Genomic DNA, 19,670 nt, shown 5'->3' with positions numbered 1-19,670 from the left:
AGATCTTATTTAATCAAAATCATTTCATAACATATTGTTATGCTAATTTGGCTTTCGAAGGGGCGGCTTTACATGATGCCAAACGTACGCAAACCAATATAGGTACATTAGCTTGGAATGCCAATGCCTTGGTATTCCCTATCCCACAACGTGAAAGGGATGCTAATAAAAATCTAGTTCAAAATCCAGGTTACTAGCTAAGCAAAACAATCTAATAAAAAGGCCGATTCTCAAATGAGAATCGGCCTTTTTATTGGTTAAATTCAACTATCTTAAATTAAATAGATTGTCTACACCTAATAATTTTCTAGAGGTAAATCCTTCGGCATAAGTAGCACCAATACTTTTACCAAATTCGCGAGCACGAGAAATTACGGCTTCTAAAAATTCTGGCGAAGAAATATAGGTTTGTGGCTCTTTGTTATCAGGACTATCAAATTGTGTTTTAAAAGCTCTGATAGATGCCAATTTAGTTTCCATAAAATCAGTAATGTCAATAATTACATCAGGCTCAATGTAACGATCTTGGATGTATTGTAAAACCAATCTTGGTCTCCATGGAGTTTGCACTACACCATCAAGTTCAGTTTCAATTCTTCTCAGTCCTGATAAGAAAATAGCATCATTCGCTAAATCTCCTGCCCGACCATGGTCTGGATGCCGATCATGCAAGGCATTGGTTAAAATAATTTCGGGTTGGTATTTACGTACCATTTTAATCAATTCCAATTGGTGCGCTTCGTCATTCTTAAAAAAACCATCTCTCAATTTCAGGTTTTCGCGTACATGTAAGCCCAAAATTTGAGCAGAATCTGCAGCTTCAGTATCTCTTATTTCTGCAGAGCCACGAGTTCCTAACTCGCCACGGGTAAAATCAATAATCCCAACCTTTTTCCCTAAGGCAATATGTTTTAATAATGTTCCTGAACAACCCAATTCCGCATCATCAGGGTGTACAGCAAAAACAAGTATATCTAACTTCATGTTTGTTTATTTCTCTATATTTAATTTTTCACTGGCTTTAGCAGGCTTGCCAATATTGGTCTCGTCCAACAGGCGTTGGATTTTCTTTTTCACTTTTGAGGAACTTGGTTTGGTAAAGGAGTAAAAATAATCTACCACTTCTCCATTTTTGTTGATCAGGTATTTATGAAAGTTCCATCTTGGCGATGAATTGACATGTCCATTCAGCTTCTTCTCACTTAAAAACTTATAAAGTGGGTGTGCCTGCGCTCCTCTAACCATAATCTTTTCGAAAACGGGAAACTTGACCCCATAATTTACTTCACAAAACTCATTGATGGCCTGCCCGTCTAATGGCTCCTGTCGGCCAAAATCGTTCGATGGAAAACCCAAAACTTCAAATCCCTGCTCGGCATATTCTGTTCTTAGATCTTGAAGTTCTTGTAATTGAGGGGTAAAGCCACAGCCTGATGCTGTATTGACTACCAATAGTACTTTACCTTTATAATCAGACAAAGTTTTTTCTTTCCCATTTAACAGTTTTACTTTAAATGGATAGATGGTTGGAGTAGAATTCATGTTTTTTATTGATAATAACCAGAATTGACAATGATTGCTTCAATGTCTCTATCTTCTGTAGCGCTATAGGTCGTTTTTAAATTATGACCAACAACTCTTGCCACTAACTGATAAGAGAACGCTGCAAAGCCACCTTTTGTTTGCTTCACAATGTCATAAGTTGTTCTTCCAACTTCCCTATCAATTAATTTGGTTAATATCTGACCTTGAGTAATGGTCAATTCTTTGATTTCGGTATTGAACATGTTTTTGATTTCCTTATCACATTCTTTTACCAATATTTTTTGTTCTTTCTTATCCATAGTAACCGCCAAATCCCGCTCTAATTTTTCATATCTCCTTTTGGCGAACATGGCATAAGGCATTACTTTTAATACATTGTATTTTAACCTATTATAAGCTGCTTGATCTGCTACCGACTTAAAAGTTTTGGTACCGTAAACCACAATTTCGTTAAGTATAAAGAAGGGAATCAGGTAGCCATTATCAACAGCTGACATTACCCTAATGGTATCATTTTTACCTAGTACTGGGTAGATTACGCCAGGCATTGTCTCCTGTGCTTTTACCTCGTTACAAGCAATCATGACAATAAACAGAATAAAGAGTCTATAAAATTTCATAAATTTATGCCTATACAAAGTTAACGCTAATTTTATATATTCGTTTTATCTACATTCGAATATAATCTTTTATTATTTAAAACACGATAATTTTTACCTAGAAAAAACAAATGAAGAATACTTTAGTGATTGATATTGAGGCAGAGAAGCAGGAGATTTTAAAAAGATATCGGGCATTGTTGCGTGCATCTAAATCTACTTTACAAAAGGGAGATAAAAAAGAGATTCGCAAAGCTTTCGAAATGGCATTGGAGAGCCATAAAGATATGCGCCGTAAATCTGGTGAGCCTTACATATATCATCCTATCGCAGTTGCACAAATTGCAGCAGAAGAAATTGGACTAGGAACCACTTCTATTGTATGTGCCTTATTGCACGATGTGGTAGAAGATACCGACATTACCTTAGAGGATATTGAAAGGGAATTTGGAAAAAAGACTGCCAAAATTATTGATGGACTGACCAAAATTTCTGGTGTTTTCGATTACAACAGCTCGCTACAGGCAGAGAATTTTAGAAAAATGCTCTTGACCTTGGCCGATGATGTACGTGTAATACTGATCAAACTGGCCGACCGTTTGCACAACATGCGAACAATGGATTTTATGCCAAGGCAAAAACAATTAAAAATTGCTTCAGAAACCATTTACCTTTATGCGCCATTGGCACATCGTTTAGGTCTGTATGCCATCAAATCTGAACTGGAAGATTTGTCGATGAAATACCTTGAGCCTGATACCTACAAATATATTGCTACCCAATTAAATGAGAAAAAGGCCGAACGCAATTTATTTATCAAAACTTTCGTAGAGCCGATCAATGAAATTCTGGCCGAACAAGGTCTGGTAGCTAACTTATATGGCCGACCAAAGTCAATCCATTCCATTTGGAATAAGATGAAGAAAAAGAACATCCCCTTTGATGAGGTATATGATCTTTTTGCCATTAGAATTATATTGGATAGTCCACCTGAGCATGAAAAAGCAGATTGCTGGAAAGCCTATTCTATCGTTACCGACCTCTACCGACCAAATCCAGATCGCCTAAGAGACTGGGTTTCTTCGCCAAAAGGAAACGGTTACGAATCTTTGCACACCACGGTAATGGGCCCAAAAGGACAATGGGTAGAAGTACAGATCCGTACCCAGCGCATGAACGAAATTGCAGAGAAAGGTTTTGCCGCACATTGGAAGTACAAAGAATCCAGTATCGATAATGGTTTAGATCAATGGATCCAAAAAGTGAGAGAAATGTTGAGCAACCCAGAGGCCAATGCTTTCGATTTCTTAGACGATTTTAAGATGAACCTTTTCTCTGATGAGATTTTCATCTTTACGCCCAAAGGCGCATTATTGCAACTGCCACTAGGTGCCACAGCTTTAGATTTTGCCTTTGAAATTCACACCGATGTGGGCGCTAAATGTATTGGTGCCAAAGTGAACCATAAACTGGTACCACTATCTTATAAATTGCAAAATGGCGATCAGGTAGAAATCATCACCTCTGGTAAACAGGTACCTAAAGAAGATTGGCTAAATATTGTGGTTACCGCAAAAGCCAAATCGAAGATCAAATCATCTTTAAAAGAAGAAAAACGGAAAATTGCAGAAACTGGTAAGGAAACCTTAGAGCGCAAACTAAAGTCGTTAAAAATCACCTATAATACAGACAACCTAAACAAACTCAGTTATTTTTTCAAGCTTCAATCTACCCAAGACCTTTTTATTGCCGTTGCTAACGGTAAAATAGAGTTAAAAGATCTCAAAGATTACCTGGCCAGCGAAAAAGAAATTGAGAACAGAGGGACAGAACGACATAACGATGGACAACATATTGAAGCCTTATTAAACAAGGTTAAGGGTCCAGAATCTGACATCTTGTTAATTGGTGAAGATCTACAAAAAATAGACTATACCTTGGCTGCATGCTGTAATCCGATACCGGGCGATGATGTTTTTGGTTTTGTTACGGTAAGCGAAGGAATTAAAATTCACCGCACCAACTGCCCAAATGCAGCTCAATTAATGGCTAATTATGGATATAGGGTAGTAAAAGCCAAGTGGAACAAACAACAAGAATTAACGTTCTTAACCGGATTGCACATTATCGGTATAGATGATGTGGGATTAATCAATAACATTACAAAGGTGATTTCAAACGATTTTAAGGTAAATATGCGTTCAATTACAGTAGATACAAATGATGGGATTTTTGATGGATCGATCAAAGTATTTGTGAATGATAAAGACCATTTGGATAACCTGATTAAAAACCTGTTAGAAGTTAAAGGAGTAACCGGTGTAACAAGATTTGATGCTTAAATAGTTTTCAGTTGGCAGTTGTTGAATGATAGTTTTCAGTTTTAATGAAAGCCCATTCAACATCAACTTGTAATGTTAACGGTAACTTTACAACATTTCAACAATTGAAGATGAGAACACTAGCACAATTTAACAATTTTACCTACCTTTGGAAAGGAGTTTAAAACTATGTCTGAACAGAATACTAGTGAGTTGGTTAGAAAAATATTCGAAGCCTATCTCGAAAACAAAAACTTAAGAAAAACCCCTGAGCGTTTTGCCATTTTAGAAGAAATTTATTCTAGAGATGACCATTTCGATGTAGAAACGCTCTATATCCATATGAAAAACCAAAAGTACCGCGTAAGCAGGGCTACGGTTTACAATACCCTAGAATTATTGGTATCGTGTGATTTGGTAACCAAACACCAGTTTGGCAAAAACATGGCCCAATTCGAAAAATCTTATGGTTACCACCAACACGACCACGTGATCTGTATTGATTGTGGTAAAGTGGTAGAGTTTTGCGATCCACGCATTCATCAAATTCAAAGTATGGTAGGCGAATTATTGAAATTTGACATTAAACACCATTCTTTAAATCTTTATGGGGTATGTTTTGATTGTAGTGCCGCAGCCACCATTAAGGCCGCTGCAACGCAAAAACAACACGCTGCAAATTAATTATCCAATATATAATCTTTCTATTCTTTAAATTAAAATAATGACTCAAGTAGATGTACTACTAGGCCTGCAATGGGGCGACGAGGGTAAAGGTAAAATTGTTGACGTACTTAGTCCGCAATACGATATGATAGCCCGTTTTCAAGGTGGTCCAAATGCTGGCCATACTTTAGAATTCGATGGTAAAAAATTTGTACTGAATACCATTCCTTCTGGAATTTTCAACGAAAAAACCATGAATTTGATTGGAAATGGTGTAGTAATTGACCCTATTATTTTAAAAAGAGAGTTAGATAATCTAAAAAAAGCTGGACACGATCCTATTGCGAGTGGCAAACTGGTAATTGCCCGTAAAGCACACTTAATTTTACCTACCCACCAATTATTAGATGCTGCAAACGAGCAAAAAATGGGTGCAGGCAAAATTGGATCTACCTTAAAAGGAATTGGTCCAACTTATATGGACAAAACTGGCCGTAATGGCTTACGTGTTGGCGACACCACTTTACCTGATTTTAGAGCACGTTACAATAAATTGGTAGAAAAACATAAAGAAATTCTTTCTCATTATCAGTTCGATTATGATCTAGCTGAAAAAGAGGCTGCATTTTTTGAAGCAATTGAATTTATCAAAGCTATTCCGCATGTAGATAGCGAACACTTTGTAAATGGTTATTTAAAAGAAGGCAAAAAAGTATTGGCAGAAGGTGCACAAGGTACTTTATTAGATGTCGATTTTGGATCGTATCCTTTTGTTACTTCTTCAAATACCACTACTGCTGGTGCTTGTACTGGCTTAGGTATTGCACCTAATAAAGTTGGCGAAGTTTATGGTATTTTTAAAGCTTATTGCACCCGTGTTGGTGGTGGCCCCTTCCCTACCGAATTGGATAACGAAATCGGAGAAAACCTTCGCCAAGTTGGTCACGAATTTGGTGCAACTACTGGCAGAGCCCGTCGTTGTGGATGGATTGATCTACCAGCTTTAAAATATGCGATTATGCTGAATGGCGTAACCGACCTTATTATGATGAAAGCGGATGTATTAGATGGCTTTGATACCATTTATGCTTGTACACATTACGAATACAATGGTGAAGTAATTGACTACATGCCTTACGACATCATTTCAATCCAACCTAAGCCTGTATTAAAAGCAATTGAGGGTTGGAAAACTGATTTAACACAAATCAATTCAACTACACAGATTCCTAGCCAATTGGCGGCTTATATTGCCTTTTTGGAAAAAGAATTAGAGGTGCCAATTAAATATTTGTCCGTTGGACCAGATAGAACTCAAACACTCACTTTAAAATAGTTAACGTTTAGTCGATTCCGTTTAAATAAAAACCCTTTGAAATATTTCAAAGGGTTTTTATTTTATGAACAATTTGGATTAAAAGAATAACACAATAATATATTATATTTAATTAAAATAAAAGCAAGAATTAATGCGGATACTCGCTAATCTTAATACTTATTACCGGCTATTATTATTGATAATTGGTTCGAGTGCTTTGTTTTTTTTGCTCTTTCTGTCCCTCTACTTCTATACAATTAAACAAGAGAAGAAGGTTTACAGTACCGCATCTACAGAATATACCAAAGAAGTGGGTTCCATATTCAATCTGAATTCCAAAACCCACATTGCCACCATTATCGATGTTACCTTTTGGGATGAGCTGGTTACTTTTATGCAAACCAAAGACAGTACCTGGTACAAAGATTATATTGATGGTGAGTTTAGCACCTATGAAGTGGATTATATAGGGATCTACGGATTAAATCATCGAAAGATATTCAGTAGCCATTCGGCCAAACTCAATACCGAAGATATTATTCCAAATGCATTATTTGCCAAGCTCCATGAGGCCAAGTTACTTCGGTTTTACATGCAGTTACCAGAAGGCATGGTTGAAGTTTTTGGAGCCACCATTCACCCCTCAGACGATCCTAAAAAATCAAACACCCTCCTTCGGGTTATTTTTTTATGATCAGACGTTTGAACAAGGATTTCATCCACAACCTAGAAAAGATCAGTAGTTCAGCTATCCGGCTGGCACCAAAGAATTACATAAGTCCTAATACCAGAAACTTTATCAATGTTGACCTCGACCTCAAAGACTGGCAAGACAATACTATTTCAAAAATCCATTTTGAACGTGCTTTTAATCTAAACTTTAACAATACCAAAAAGATACTTGGCATTATCCTCATTGCCACCATTTTGAACTTATTGATCTACCTGTTCTATTATAGGCGTTGGATTTACAAACCTCTTAAACTAATTACCAATAGCTTAGAGACAAAGGATGAAAACTCGATGTCACTCCTTAAAAAATCGCATGGCGAATTTGTGTATATCGGCAACCTGTTTGAAGAAAACAATAACCAACGAAAGCAGCTAGAAATTGCCAAGCAAAAAGCCGAAGAAAGCGACAATTTAAAATCTGCATTTCTGGCAAATCTATCTCATGAAATTAGGACACCCATGAATGCCATTATTGGCTTTAGCGATCTTCTTAATGATGAAAAATTAAGCCATTCTGATAAAACCGAATATTTGGAGATCATCAGAAAAAGTGGAAAAAATCTAATTTCCATTATAGAAGACCTGCTCGAAATGTCGAAAATAGACTCTAAGCAAATTACCCCAAATTACACAAGTTTAGATTTAGACAAATGCATTTCGGAGGTTTACAATGCTACTAGGGTTACTATTCCAAAAGAAAAAAGCATCGCTTTTGCAATTGTTAAAACCACTAAAAACTTGAAGAAAAACATCCTAATGGATGAAACCAAGCTCAAACAAATTTTAACGAACCTCCTAACCAATGCCATTAAATTTACGATAAGTGGCCATATCAATATTGGCTATGCTGTAAATGAAGAAACTAAATTGATTAAAATATGGGTAGAAGATTCTGGCTTGGGAATAGATAAAGCCAATACCAAATTGATTTTTGATAGATTTAGAAGAGTTGAAGATGATTTTTCTATTGAACTGAGTGGCTTAGGCCTTGGCCTATCCATTACCAAAGCCTATATCGAATTATTAGGTGGTGCAATTGATGTAAAATCAGCCCCGGGAGTTGGCTCTACCTTTACGCTCAACATTCCTTTAATATATGATGAGTCGATACCCAAGGTAGCACTTGATAAAAGCAGTTATCAAACAGAAGGTACAGCTCATAAAACCATATTGGTTGCAGAAGACGACGACATTAATTTTTTATTGCTCGAGAAAATATTACGACTCAAAAATTACCATGTAATTAGAGCGGTTAATGGCAAAGTGGCAGTTGACCTCTGTAAGGATAACCTTACTATCGATTTGATTTTCATGGACATCAAAATGCCTATTATGAATGGATTTGAGGCTTTTAAAATGATCAGAACCTTTAACCAAACCATACCAATTATAGCCAATACAGCTTATTCTTCGCCAGAAGATAAAGAAAGAATAATGAATGCTGGTTTTACCGACTATCTATCAAAACCCTTAAACAAGGAGAAAATATTTGAGGTGTTAGACCTCACTTTCGGCAATAGCTAAACTAACTATTCATCATCCAATAGGTCTACACATTTGGCACCCATTTGCTTTAAACGGGCTGGCAAGGTATTTATAGAATTTGTGTCTTTGATACTTTTATATAAATCAATGATAATCTTTAGCGTGTCATCATCTGGATCACAAGCTTGGTATTTTTCCAAATGCGGAATAGCTTTTAGGATCAAAGTTTTATATTCTTGATAAGCTTTTTTATTTCCTTCAACATCTTTTGCTTTTGTAGTGGCCTCCATACGCGCTACAATAGGCTTACTCTGAGTTAAAAAGATAAAACCCAAAGCCCTGTGCACCACTAAATAGTTGGGTTCGCCAGCCACTGATTTCTCGTAATATGGAATAGCTGCTTCGGGGTTTTCAACATCTTCGTACATTCTGCCTAAATGATAATTGATATTGGTAATCTGTTTGGCAGATAATTGATCAGCAAGTTTCAGCAAGGCTAAGGTTTGGGTAATTTGTGTGGCTTTACCCTCTTCATTTGTTCTATAGATTGTAAAATCAAGATAAGCCTGCTTTGCATCAGTAGATTGTGCAAAAGAAGTAACTGATAAAACACCTAGCGCAAGACAGATGATGTATTTTTTCATAGTGCACCTAAGATATAAAAATAATTTCCTTGTATGATCTAAGTGTACAATATTTACCTTTGCCACTACAAATGAATAAAACTGAAATCTCATTATTTAAGGAAAAAGCAATGCAATGGGCAGCTTCATTTGAAGTGTGTTGTTGTTTAGATTCTAACCATTACCATGATCCCTATTCGCAGTACGACTGTTTAATTGCAGTTGGCGCTGCACAAGAGCTCAAAGAAAATGCGGGAGAGGCTTTTGCCAAGCTTAAATCTTTTTACGAACAGCATCACGAATGGATGTTTGGCTTATTGAGTTATGAACTTAAAAATGAGATAGAAAATTTAAACACTACACATACAGATCAATTGGGGTTCCCAGACTTGTTCTTTTTCGTACCAGAATACCTTATCGCTATACAAGGCACCTCCATTCAAATACTTAAAGGAAATCCTCAGGTAATCGATCTTATTCATCAGTTTAAACTTCATCCTGTTGATGACATACCTGGTTTAACCATTGAAAGCAAATTTGACAGGTCATCTTATATTGAAACTATCAACCTCTTACAATCGCATATTAAAAGAGGAGATATTTATGAGATCAATTTCTGCCAAGAGTTTTTTGCCAGTCATGCCGCCATCAATCCAATAGCGATATACCATACCTTAAACAAAGTCTCTCCTACACCATTTTCGGGCTTTTTTAAACTTTATGATCAATATATTTTGTCTGCCACACCCGAAAGGTTTTTATGTAAGCGAGGCAGTCGTTTAATTTCTCAACCGATTAAGGGCACCGCCAAAAGAAGTAAAGATGAAGCAGAAGACGAACAAATTAAGGTTGCCTTAAAATCAAGCATTAAAGAGCAGGCCGAAAATGTAATGATTGTTGATTTGGTGAGAAATGACCTAACCAAAAGTGCTGTACAAGGCACGGTTAAAGTTGATGAACTCTTTGGCATCTATTCCTTCCCCCAAGTCCACCAGATGATCTCGACCATTAGTTGCGAATTGAGGTCAGACATTCATTTTATTGATGCCATCAAAAACACATTTCCAATGGGATCTATGACGGGTGCTCCAAAAATAAGGGCAATGGAGTTAATTGATCAGTATGAAAAAAGCAAGAGAGGCGCTTTTTCGGGCTCTTTCGGTTGTATTAGCCCAGATGGAGATTTCGATTTCAATGTCATTATCCGGAGCATTTTGTACCATGCCAAGCAGCAATACCTCTCTTTCCAGGTTGGAGGAGCCATTACCTATGCAGCAAGTGCAGAAGAAGAATATGAAGAATGTTTGTTAAAGGCTTCGGCAATTATGAAGGTGCTTGGCAAATAAGCTATTGTTTATCCGTTCATCGGTTCATTGGTTGATTAGCCATTAGGTACGATGTACCTATGTGGTTGATCTCATTTATTACCTAGATGACCAAACTTTGTGCGCTTTGTGTCTTTGTGGTCGAAGAAAAGAATCTTATTGACCTGACTTTCATTCTTTTTATTTTGGAGGGCAACGCCTCTGAGCAGATTAAAGTCAGTCCGGCTTTATGCTTTATCTTTTTTGCCTCGAACGGCAAAAAAGGATACCGCTCCAATCCGGTCTATTTAACTTTGGCCTGTACAACAAACGCAGTAAAAACCTATACCGTAACAACAAATGAACCAATGCACTAATGACTGATGAACCAATAATTTTGTCAGTCTGAGCCTGTCGAAGACAATGAACCAAAATAAAAAAGGTGTAAAGTAAAACCTTACACCTTTTGCCTTAATACCTTCTACCTTCTCTTATTTCCCTTTATAATATTTCATGGCTTCAGGTAAATCCCTTTGTATTTGAGCAATACGCGATTCGTCTGTAGGGTGGGTACTTAAAAATACTGGAGGTTTTTGCGAACCTTCGCTGGCCGCAGCCATTCTTTGCCAAAACCCAATGGCATTTTGTGGGTTATACCCAGCCATGGCCATAAAAGATAGGCCCATTTTATCGGCTTCTAGCTCTTGTTTACGCGAATTAGGTAAAACATATAGGCCTTGTGCGCCAACGCCATACAATTGGTTAACAATAGCTTGTGTACTCTCAGACTTGCCACTAGTAGCAGTACCAACAGCGGTGCCTAACAATTGCGCTTTAAGCATGTCTGATGCACGCTCTACAGAGTGTTGTGCAATGGCGTGTGCAATTTCATGGCCCATTACTGTTGCCAAACCGGCATCGTCTTTGGTAATCTTTAAAATGCCTGTATAAACAGCAACTTTCCCTCCTGGCATACACCAAGCATTAACCTCTGGGCTTTCAATTAAATTAAACTCCCATTTATAATTTTTAATCTGTTCTCCGTACCCATTGGCATTCATATATTGGGTAACAGCAGCCTGAATATTGGCCCCAATCCTTTTCACACGTTGTGTTTCTGTCGAATTGCTTGATACCACTTTCGTTTTAGGGTCGCTTAACAATTGCGAATAACCCTGAGCAGCTTGCTGCTCTAAATCTGCAGCGTTTACCCCAAAAGTTGAGACTTTACGACCCGTTAAAGGCACAACAGAGGTAGAACAAGAAGATATTGCCAACAAACCTGTAGCAAGACCAATGATCATTATTTTTTTCATCTGTATCATTTTAATTTTTAATGGTGATATCACTTAGTTTTAGCATCATGAAAACCTGTTTATCTCCACATCTTCATCAACAACAAAGTGCTAATTTTGTTTCTTTTTAAACAGGTAAACTTTAGATTCTTTGCCTTTGAGTAATCGTTCTAAGTTTTTTTGATGGGTAACCAATATCAGCACACAAACACAAATCCCATATAGTACTTCCGATTTAATAGAAGATTGGATTACAAATACAATACTTATTGGAAATGCAAAACCAGCACATATCGAGCTTAGAGAAACATATTTTGTGGCCAACAAAACAATCACAAATACCAATACACAAATCATCGCTGCCTCAAACCTAACAGCCAAAACCATTCCAAATAATGTGGCCACTCCTTTTCCTCCTCTAAAACCTGCAAAAATTGGAAACAAATGGCCCATTACCGCAATTACACCCAATGCCAATTGATAATTTACAAACTGGGCAGAATTTTGGGGACCTGTAACAGATAAACCTATCAAATAGGCCAGATTAGTGGCCGTATAGCCTTTAAAAATATCAATAAGCATTACCGCAATACCGGCTTTTTTACCCAACACCCTAAAGGTATTAGTGGCCCCAGCATTACCACTGCCATATTCTCTTACATCTACGCCATAAAATGCTTGACCTAACCATACCGCTGTAGGTATTGAACCAAGAAGATACGCAAATATGAGCGCTGAAATGGAATAGATCGAAATCATTACCTACAATTATACTAAAAATTAAGAATCTAGATGATAAAATATAAGGATTAAAATGCTTTTAAGCTTAAGTCTAAACTTTTAACCGAGTGCGTAAGTGCGCCCATAGATATGTAATCTACGCCACAAGCTGCATACGCTGTTACATTTTCTTCTACAATACCTCCAGAGGCTTCTGTCACAAATCGGCCATTGATCAACTCAACAGCTTCTTTTAACAAAGGCAGTTCAAAGTTGTCGATCAAAATCCTATCTACATTACCTTCGGCCAATACCTGCTTCAGCTCATCTATATTTCTTACTTCAATCTCTATCGCTAAGTTCTTGTTATTGCTTTTAAGATAAGCATTAGCCGCTTTAATGGCATTGGCAATGCCACCAGCATAATCTACATGGTTATCTTTAATCAAAATCATATCGTATAAACCAATTCTATGGTTTACACCGCCGCCAATTACCACAGCCCATTTTTCTAAATACCTTAAACCTGGTGTGGTTTTACGGGTATCTAAAACTTTGGTTTGATAAGGTTTTAACAATTGAACAATGCGATTGGTTTTTGTAGCAATCCCACTCATTCTTTGCATGCAGTTCAGCACCAATCTTTCTGCCAATAAAATGGAATGGGTTGAACCTTCTACGGCAAAAGCAATTTCACCATATTTAACGGGAGTACCATCTGTTAAAAGTACATTGACCTTTAAAGCAGAATCTATTTGATTGAAAATTTCTAATGCCAACTCAACGCCAGCTAAAATTCCATCTTCTTTAACAATCAATTTGGCTTTACCCTGGGTGCCTGCGGTTATGGTAGAAAGTGAAGTATGATCTCCATCACCAACATCCTCGGCGATAGCATTTTTGATAAACAGGTCGACTATTTTTTTGTCCAAAGCAGTGTTTTTCTTGCAAAATTACAAAAATAACAAGAAATATAGTTATTCCTTATCGGCCTCAATACGCAATTCGGTGATTAACAAGCTATTAGTTGGTTTATTTACTTTCATCGTAATCATTACCCTAAATTTTCCATTTTTAGTGGTTAAGGATAAGATCGCTAATCGCCAACTTGGATTGGTATTTACACGATGGATAATACTTGTTTTAGATGGAGGATTTTTAACAAAAAAATCTTTTAGAATCTGTTCGGCCTGTACTTTACTATATACATCTTCCTGGTCAATTACAATCAATTCTACAGATCCTGCAAAGTTTTTTGCAATTTCTTTAGAGTTTCCTGTTTTAAAATTTAGGGCCAGATCATCAACAATATCTGCCTGCAATACATTATTTAACGGAAAATGCACTAACAATAGCAGTAACGCAAGTAATGGTTTCATTATGTGTGTGGTCAAACTATAAAATATACAAGCCAAAATTATGCCACTTACAAATCATAATATGTAAAAATTTTGCTTTAAAGCATGTTTTAGGTTTATATTTGTCTAGCAGACAAATCGTTTTTTAAGCAAAAATACAGAATAGATTTGTTGAACATTCCTAAAATTACACGATTAATGAAAGCTAAAAAACTAGTACTACTGATTCTTGATGGCTGGGGCTACGGAAAGAAAGATCAATCTGATGCCGCTTACATGGCCAACACTCCATTTTTTGATTCAATGCTTCAAAACTATCCCAACTCAAAACTAGAAGCATCTGGAGAAGCAGTAGGATTACCTGCCGGACAAATGGGCAACTCTGAAGTTGGACACATGAATTTAGGTGCAGGTAGAGTAGTTTACCAAGAATTAGGCAGAATTAACAAGGCCATAACAGATAGAACCTTGCACAACAATGAGGTTTTGGTTAATGCTTTCAATTATGCAAAAGCTCATGATAAAGCTGTCCATTTTATTGGATTAGTTTCTGATGGCGGTGTGCATGCCCATATTAATCATTTAAAGGCATTGTGTGATGCTGCTAACGAAAAAGGATTAAAAGATGTGTTTATTCACGCGTTTTTAGATGGTAGAGATACGGATCCAAATTCTGGATTAGGTTTCATTTCTAGCTTAAATCAGCACCTCCAAACATCAACAGGAAAAATTGCCAGCTTAATTGGTCGTTATTATGCAATGGATAGAGACAACCGTTGGGAAAGAGTGAAACTAGCCTACGATGTAATGGTGAATGGTATTGGCGAAAAAGCTACAAATGCCGAAGATGCCATTCAAAAATCATACGGTGAAGGAATAACTGACGAATTTACCAAACCAATTGTGATTACAAATGCCGACGGTACACCAACAGCAACAATTAAAGCTGATGATGTAGTGATCTGTTTCAATTATAGGACAGATAGAGGCAGAGAAATTACAACTGCTTTAAGTCAAAAAGATTTCCCTGACTTTGACATGCAAAAACTGCCCTTGTATTATGTAACCATGACTACTTACGACGAAAGTTTTGAGAAGGTGAATGTTGTATTTACAAAAGACGATCTTTCTAATACCTTGGGCGAAGTTTTGGAAGCTAACCATAAAACCCAAATCCGGATTGCCGAAACAGAAAAATATCCTCATGTTACTTTCTTCTTCTCTGGAGGTAGAGAAAAAGAGTTTGAAAATGAAAAACGAATCTTAATTCCTTCTCCAAAAGTTGCCACCTACGACCTGCAACCTGAAATGAGCGCAGCTGGCATTACAGCTGCTATTAGCCAAGAATTAGAAAGTGGCTGGCCCGATTTTATCTGTTTAAACTTTGCAAACCCTGACATGGTTGGCCATACTGGTGTTTTTGATGCCGTAGTGAAAGCTGTTGAAACCGCTGATGCATGTGCCGAACAAGTTGTTAAAACAGGTATTGCAAATGGCTATTCTTTTATTATCCTTGCTGATCATGGTAACTCCGAATACATGATCAATGCAGATGGTTCTGTAAATACGGCACACACGACCAATTTGGTGCCTTGTATTTTAATAGATAATGAATACAAACACATTGCCGATGGAAAATTAGGCGACATTGCCCCTACTATTTTGAAAATTATGGGTATAGAAATTCCAACAATCATGACAGGAAATTGCTTGGTCTAATGAAGAAATTGATTTTATACAGTTTTGTTGTCTTTTGTAGTGCTTGTACTTTTAAAGAACAAGATAACTTGAGCACTAAAACTTATGTTGATTTAGCTGGATATTTTAAAAAAGAAGCGTTGCGGTTAAAGCAAAATAAGTTGCCAATAGACAAAATGGTAATGGTAAATGGCAAAATGGAGGAAAAGAAAGTGACCATTGCCAATTGGGAAAAAGAATTTGATTCATTTATCTCTGCCGATATCAACAAAGCCTCTTGGAGAGGTGCTTTTAAAATCACAAAAAACGATAATGTTGCTATTTATACATCTAACAGCGATAAAATTCCCGTTAAAAAAGTAGAAGTTACCTATCAAAATGAAAAGATTACCACTATCAAAATCTTTGTAACCAATACAAATGACCTTTATACATCTAAAGACACTTTGAGCTATTATCCAGATAGTTTATACGAGATCAAAAAAATACAAAGTATAAAACTCATGAGCGAGAAGAAATATCAGATTACAGGAAAATTCAAATAAAAAATCCCCTAGTGTTTTGCTAGGGGATTTTTTTTTGAGCCGTTGTGTTTTATTTTAAACTCGCTACCTGCGCTTTAATATAATCAACCCAAGAAATGATATCTTTTCTTAAAGGCTGTACAGTTAAAACTTTTTGGAAATCGGCCATTGAGCTATTAAAGATAGCTACACATGCTACTTTTTCAGGAGTCTTTTTAATCTTATACGATTTAAATATGGCATAATCTTTATACGCAAGGCCTCTGTTCTGCAAAATCTGTACATCTTCTTCACCATTAATTTCAATTGCTTTGCTAAAATCCTTAATTGCCGACGTATAGAAACTTTCTCTCATTTGATTGAGCGATTCTTTAGGAGCATTGGCAATATTTAACCTTGCTTTACCTCTATAATAATAAGCAGAATAATCAGTAGGTTTTAAAGCAATTAAACGACTGTAAGCAGAAATAGAGTTTTCAAAATCTGCACATTGAAAATAAGAATAACCCAACATTTTTAAAACATTTGCATTGTTCTGGTCTGCATTATCGGCTTTTTCCAATTGCACAACCGCGGTTTTATAATCACCATTCATCCACGCTTGTTTCCCCATTTTCTCATAATTACCCTGAGCAAAAGAAGAAGTAGAAGCAGAAATTACAAATAATAATAAAAATGTTTTTTTAAAATAATCCATTCAGCGTTTTTTTAGTTTTAGTTAATGTTGCAAATCATCAGCACTAACATCTTTATAGCCAAGACCATAATTCATTGATGCTAATATACAACTATCATACCATTTGCAAATATTTAAGGTAAACGCTAATTTAATAAAATATGGTATAATTGGTCAGTATAATTTTTTAAGGCTGACTTTTTAACAGACATTTACCCTTATTCTATTTTTGGCACAAGAGTTGAAAATATAACCCTTAATACTAGATTTATACTTTTATTACGGCAAGGCTGTCAGTTTGTCGTTAATATATAATTAAAAAGGCCCAATTAATGAGTAAACAAGATCAATTTGATTTTAGTCACGCACTACCAATGATAAATGAAGATACGGAGTTCTTTCCCCTAATGTCTCAACAAGACGAAGATGAAATGAACAATGAAGAAACTCCAGAAATCTTAGCTATACTTCCACTTAGAAATACGGTTTTATTTCCCGGAGTTGTTATTCCAATTACCGTTGGTAGAGACAAATCTATCAAGCTAATTAAAGAGGCCTACAAAGGCGATAGGATCATTGGTGTAGTTTCTCAACGCGATGTATCTATCGAAGACCCTACGTTTGAGCAATTGAATAGTGTAGGTACGGTAGCACAAATTATCAAGATGCTGCAAATGCCTGATGGAAATACCACAGTCATCATCCAAGGTAAACAGCGTTTTCAATTGGTAGAAGAAGTACAATCAGAACCTTATATTAAGGTAATTATTGCAAAATTTACCGAAACAAAACATAAAGCAGATAAAGAATTTAAAACTTTGGTGGCTTCTATTAAAGAAATGTCATCACAGATCATCCAACTTTCGCCAAATATCCCTAGCGAAGCTGGAATAGCGCTAAAAAACATAGAAAGCACTTCTTTCTTGATCAACTTCATCTCTTCAAATATGAATGCAGATGTAGCAGACAAGCAAAAGATGTTAGAAATGGGCAACCTACGTAAACGTGCCGAAATGGTAATGGAGCTTTTAACAACAGAACTACAAATGTTAGAGTTGAAGAACCAAATCCAATCAAAAGTACGTACCGACCTAGACAAACAACAACGCGATTATTTTTTAAATGCACAATTAAAAACCATTCAAGAAGAACTAGGCGGCAATTCTTCTGATCTGGAATTTGAAGCACTTCAAGCAAGGGCCAAAAGAAAAAAATGGGCTAAATCTGTAGGCGATCATTTTGGTAAAGAGCTTGAAAAATTAGGAAGGATGAACCCAGCAGCTCCAGATTATTCTATACAAATGAATTATCTAGAATTGTTATTGGACCTACCTTGGAACGATTTTACCAAAGACAATTTTGATCTCAAACGTGCACAACGCATTTTAGACAAAGATCATTTCGGCCTAGAAAAAGTTAAACAAAGGATTATCGAGTATTTAGCTGTCTTGAAATTAAAAAGAGACATGAAAGCGCCTATTCTTTGTTTGGTTGGCCCTCCGGGTGTGGGTAAAACATCTTTGGGTAAATCTATTGCCAAAGCAATTAACCGTAAATACGTACGGATGGCTTTGGGAGGGATTAGAGATGAAGCAGAAATTCGTGGACATAGAAAAACATATATCGGTGCTATGCCTGGCCGTATTATCCAATCTATTAAAAAGGCTGGTGCAGCAAATCCGGTTTTTGTATTAGATGAAATTGATAAAGTAGGCTCTGATTTTAGAGGAGACCCTTCTTCAGCTTTATTAGAGGTCTTAGATCCAGAACAAAATAATGCATTTAACGATCATTATGTAGAAGCTGATTATGACCTCTCTAATGTATTGTTCATTGCTACTGCCAACTCGTTAAGCTCTATCCAACCTGCACTTTTAGATCGGATGGAGATTATTGAAGTAAATGGTTACACCATTGAAGAGAAAATTGAGATTGCCAAAAAATATTTGCTACCTAAGCAAAAAGAACAACACGGATTAAAAAGCAAAGACATTACTTTAAAAAGCTCTTTAATTGAAAAAGTAATTGAAGATTATACCCGCGAAAGTGGGGTGCGTGGTTTAGAGAAGAAAATTGGCTCTTTGGTACGTGGTATTGCTACCAAGATTGCCATGGATGAAGCGTATGAACCGGCTTTGCAATTGGATGATGTGGAACGCATTTTAGGTGCACCGATTTACGACAAAGACCTTTACGAAGGTAACGAAGTAGCTGGTGTAGTTACGGGTTTGGCTTGGACACAGGTTGGTGGCGACATTTTGTTTATTGAAGCCAGTTTAAGCCCGGGCAAAGGAAAATTAACTTTAACCGGAAACTTGGGCGAAGTAATGAAAGAATCAGCAATTATTGCATTAGCTTATATCAGGGCACATGCTGATCTTTTTGGCATCGATAATGATTTATTTGATCAATACGATGTGCATGTTCACGTTCCTGCAGGTGCCACACCAAAAGACGGACCATCTGCTGGTATCACCATGCTTACTGCTTTAACTTCTGCCTTTACCCAGCGTAAAGTAAAATCTAATTTAGCCATGACAGGCGAAATTACCCTACGTGGAAAAGTATTGCCTGTTGGAGGAATTAAGGAAAAAATATTGGCTGCTAAAAGAGCAAATATCAAAGAAATTATTCTTTGCAAATCAAACAGAAAAGATATCTTAGAAATTAAAGAAGATTACATCAAAGACCTTCAGTTTTATTATGTTACAGAAATGAAGGAAGTAATTGAACTCGCTTTGATGAAAGATAAAGTTAAAAATGCGCAGCTTTTAACTGTAAAAAAACCAAATTCAAACTCATAAAA

20 protein-coding genes are annotated in these 19,670 nt (G+C 36.4%); 11 read left to right on the top strand and 9 right to left on the bottom strand.

All coding sequences use genetic code 11. From position 1 onward, the window contains the following. The coding region (locus tag AQF98_RS19335) for a RagB/SusD family nutrient uptake outer membrane protein (protein WP_152969769.1) at positions 1-197 on the top strand (197 nt) is incomplete at its 5' end. 70 nt (positions 198-267) lie between these two features. On the opposite strand, the gene bshB1 is transcribed toward AQF98_RS19335, so the two are convergent. From bshB1 to AQF98_RS19320, 3 genes are read right to left on the bottom strand one after another with little or no spacing between them, the layout of a single operon-like run. Beyond that, entirely contained in the window at positions 268-984 is a 717-nt protein-coding gene (gene bshB1, locus AQF98_RS19330) for a bacillithiol biosynthesis deacetylase BshB1 (RefSeq protein WP_055133633.1), read from the bottom strand. 6 nt (positions 985-990) lie between these two features. Then, on the bottom strand, positions 991-1,542 hold the full coding sequence (locus tag AQF98_RS19325; protein ID WP_055133632.1) for a glutathione peroxidase: 552 nt from the start codon (positions 1,540-1,542) through the stop codon (positions 991-993). A gap of 5 nt (positions 1,543-1,547) precedes the next feature. Then, on the bottom strand, positions 1,548-2,165 hold the full coding sequence (locus AQF98_RS19320) for a DUF4294 domain-containing protein (RefSeq protein WP_055133631.1): 618 nt from the start codon (positions 2,163-2,165) through the stop codon (positions 1,548-1,550). 110 nt (positions 2,166-2,275) lie between these two features. Between AQF98_RS19320 and AQF98_RS19315 the strand changes: the two genes are divergently transcribed. The 5 genes from AQF98_RS19315 to AQF98_RS19295 all read left to right on the top strand — a co-directional run bounded on the left by AQF98_RS19315 (position 2,276) and on the right by AQF98_RS19295 (position 8,705). Continuing rightward, the gene (locus AQF98_RS19315; protein ID WP_055133630.1) at positions 2,276-4,486 is read left to right on the top strand and encodes a bifunctional (p)ppGpp synthetase/guanosine-3',5'-bis(diphosphate) 3'-pyrophosphohydrolase; all 2,211 of its coding nucleotides are present in this window, start codon (positions 2,276-2,278) and stop codon (positions 4,484-4,486) included. Positions 4,487-4,654: 168 nt separating this feature from the next. Beyond that, positions 4,655-5,149 (top strand): Fur family transcriptional regulator, encoded by a 495-nt coding sequence (locus tag AQF98_RS19310; protein WP_055133629.1) that lies wholly within the window; start codon positions 4,655-4,657, stop codon positions 5,147-5,149. Between the two features lie 40 nt (positions 5,150-5,189). Next, positions 5,190-6,467, top strand: coding sequence for an adenylosuccinate synthase (locus tag AQF98_RS19305; protein WP_055133628.1), 1,278 nt, complete (start codon positions 5,190-5,192; stop codon positions 6,465-6,467). Positions 6,468-6,600: 133 nt separating this feature from the next. After that, positions 6,601-7,143, top strand: a complete 543-nt coding sequence (locus AQF98_RS19300) for a CHASE4 domain-containing protein (RefSeq protein WP_055133627.1) — start codon at positions 6,601-6,603, stop codon at positions 7,141-7,143. A gap of 8 nt (positions 7,144-7,151) precedes the next feature. Further along, positions 7,152-8,705 (top strand): response regulator, encoded by a 1,554-nt coding sequence (locus AQF98_RS19295; protein ID WP_161805891.1) that lies wholly within the window; start codon positions 7,152-7,154, stop codon positions 8,703-8,705. Positions 8,706-8,710: 5 nt separating this feature from the next. On the opposite strand, the gene AQF98_RS19290 is transcribed toward AQF98_RS19295, so the two are convergent. After that, entirely contained in the window at positions 8,711-9,310 is a 600-nt protein-coding gene (locus tag AQF98_RS19290; RefSeq protein WP_055133625.1) for a hypothetical protein, read from the bottom strand. Positions 9,311-9,381: 71 nt separating this feature from the next. On the opposite strand from AQF98_RS19290, the gene AQF98_RS19285 reads away from it, so the two are divergent. Beyond that, the gene (locus AQF98_RS19285) at positions 9,382-10,635 is read left to right on the top strand and encodes an anthranilate synthase component I family protein (protein WP_055133624.1); all 1,254 of its coding nucleotides are present in this window, start codon (positions 9,382-9,384) and stop codon (positions 10,633-10,635) included. Between the two features lie 86 nt (positions 10,636-10,721). After that, positions 10,722-10,970 (top strand): hypothetical protein, encoded by a 249-nt coding sequence (locus tag AQF98_RS19280; RefSeq protein WP_055133623.1) that lies wholly within the window; start codon positions 10,722-10,724, stop codon positions 10,968-10,970. Positions 10,971-11,084: 114 nt separating this feature from the next. Here the strand turns inward: AQF98_RS19280 and AQF98_RS19275 are convergent, their stop codons facing one another. From AQF98_RS19275 to AQF98_RS19260, 4 genes are all read right to left on the bottom strand, one after another. Beyond that, positions 11,085-11,909 carry a M48 family metallopeptidase gene (locus AQF98_RS19275; RefSeq protein WP_055133622.1) on the bottom strand — a complete coding sequence of 275 codons (825 nt, stop codon included), beginning with the start codon at positions 11,907-11,909 and terminating at the stop codon, positions 11,085-11,087. Between the two features lie 90 nt (positions 11,910-11,999). After that, positions 12,000-12,647 carry a glycerol-3-phosphate 1-O-acyltransferase PlsY gene (gene plsY / locus AQF98_RS19270; protein ID WP_055133621.1) on the bottom strand — a complete coding sequence of 216 codons (648 nt, stop codon included), beginning with the start codon at positions 12,645-12,647 and terminating at the stop codon, positions 12,000-12,002. A gap of 50 nt (positions 12,648-12,697) precedes the next feature. Then, complete coding sequence (nadC, locus tag AQF98_RS19265) at positions 12,698-13,540, bottom strand: carboxylating nicotinate-nucleotide diphosphorylase (RefSeq protein ID WP_055133620.1); 843 nt, start codon at positions 13,538-13,540, stop codon at positions 12,698-12,700. A 45-nt stretch (positions 13,541-13,585) separates the two neighbouring features. Continuing rightward, positions 13,586-13,987: a DUF4783 domain-containing protein gene (locus AQF98_RS19260; RefSeq protein ID WP_055133619.1), complete on the bottom strand. Its 402-nt coding sequence runs from the start codon at positions 13,985-13,987 to the stop codon at positions 13,586-13,588. Positions 13,988-14,164: 177 nt separating this feature from the next. Between AQF98_RS19260 and gpmI the strand changes: the two genes are divergently transcribed. Both gpmI and AQF98_RS19250 read left to right on the top strand, forming a co-directional pair. After that, positions 14,165-15,685: a 2,3-bisphosphoglycerate-independent phosphoglycerate mutase gene (gpmI, locus tag AQF98_RS19255; RefSeq protein ID WP_055133618.1), complete on the top strand. Its 1,521-nt coding sequence runs from the start codon at positions 14,165-14,167 to the stop codon at positions 15,683-15,685. Next, positions 15,685-16,209 carry a hypothetical protein gene (locus AQF98_RS19250; RefSeq protein WP_055133617.1) on the top strand — a complete coding sequence of 175 codons (525 nt, stop codon included), beginning with the start codon at positions 15,685-15,687 and terminating at the stop codon, positions 16,207-16,209. Before gpmI ends, AQF98_RS19250 begins: the two co-directional genes overlap by 1 nt. A gap of 49 nt (positions 16,210-16,258) precedes the next feature. Here AQF98_RS19250 and AQF98_RS19245 read toward each other — a convergent pair whose 3' ends face one another. Further along, a complete protein-coding gene (locus AQF98_RS19245; protein ID WP_055133616.1) occupies positions 16,259-16,885 on the bottom strand; it encodes a tetratricopeptide repeat protein in 627 nt (208 codons plus the stop codon). Between the two features lie 311 nt (positions 16,886-17,196). On the opposite strand from AQF98_RS19245, the gene lon reads away from it, so the two are divergent. Next, the gene (gene lon / locus AQF98_RS19240; protein ID WP_055133615.1) at positions 17,197-19,668 is read left to right on the top strand and encodes an endopeptidase La; all 2,472 of its coding nucleotides are present in this window, start codon (positions 17,197-17,199) and stop codon (positions 19,666-19,668) included. Positions 19,669-19,670: the final 2 nt, after the last annotated feature.

Source organism: Pedobacter sp. Hv1 (assembly GCF_001412215.1).
Lineage (GTDB): Bacteria > Bacteroidota > Bacteroidia > Sphingobacteriales > Sphingobacteriaceae > Pedobacter.
This window is presented reverse-complemented; position numbering and strand designations above follow the sequence as displayed.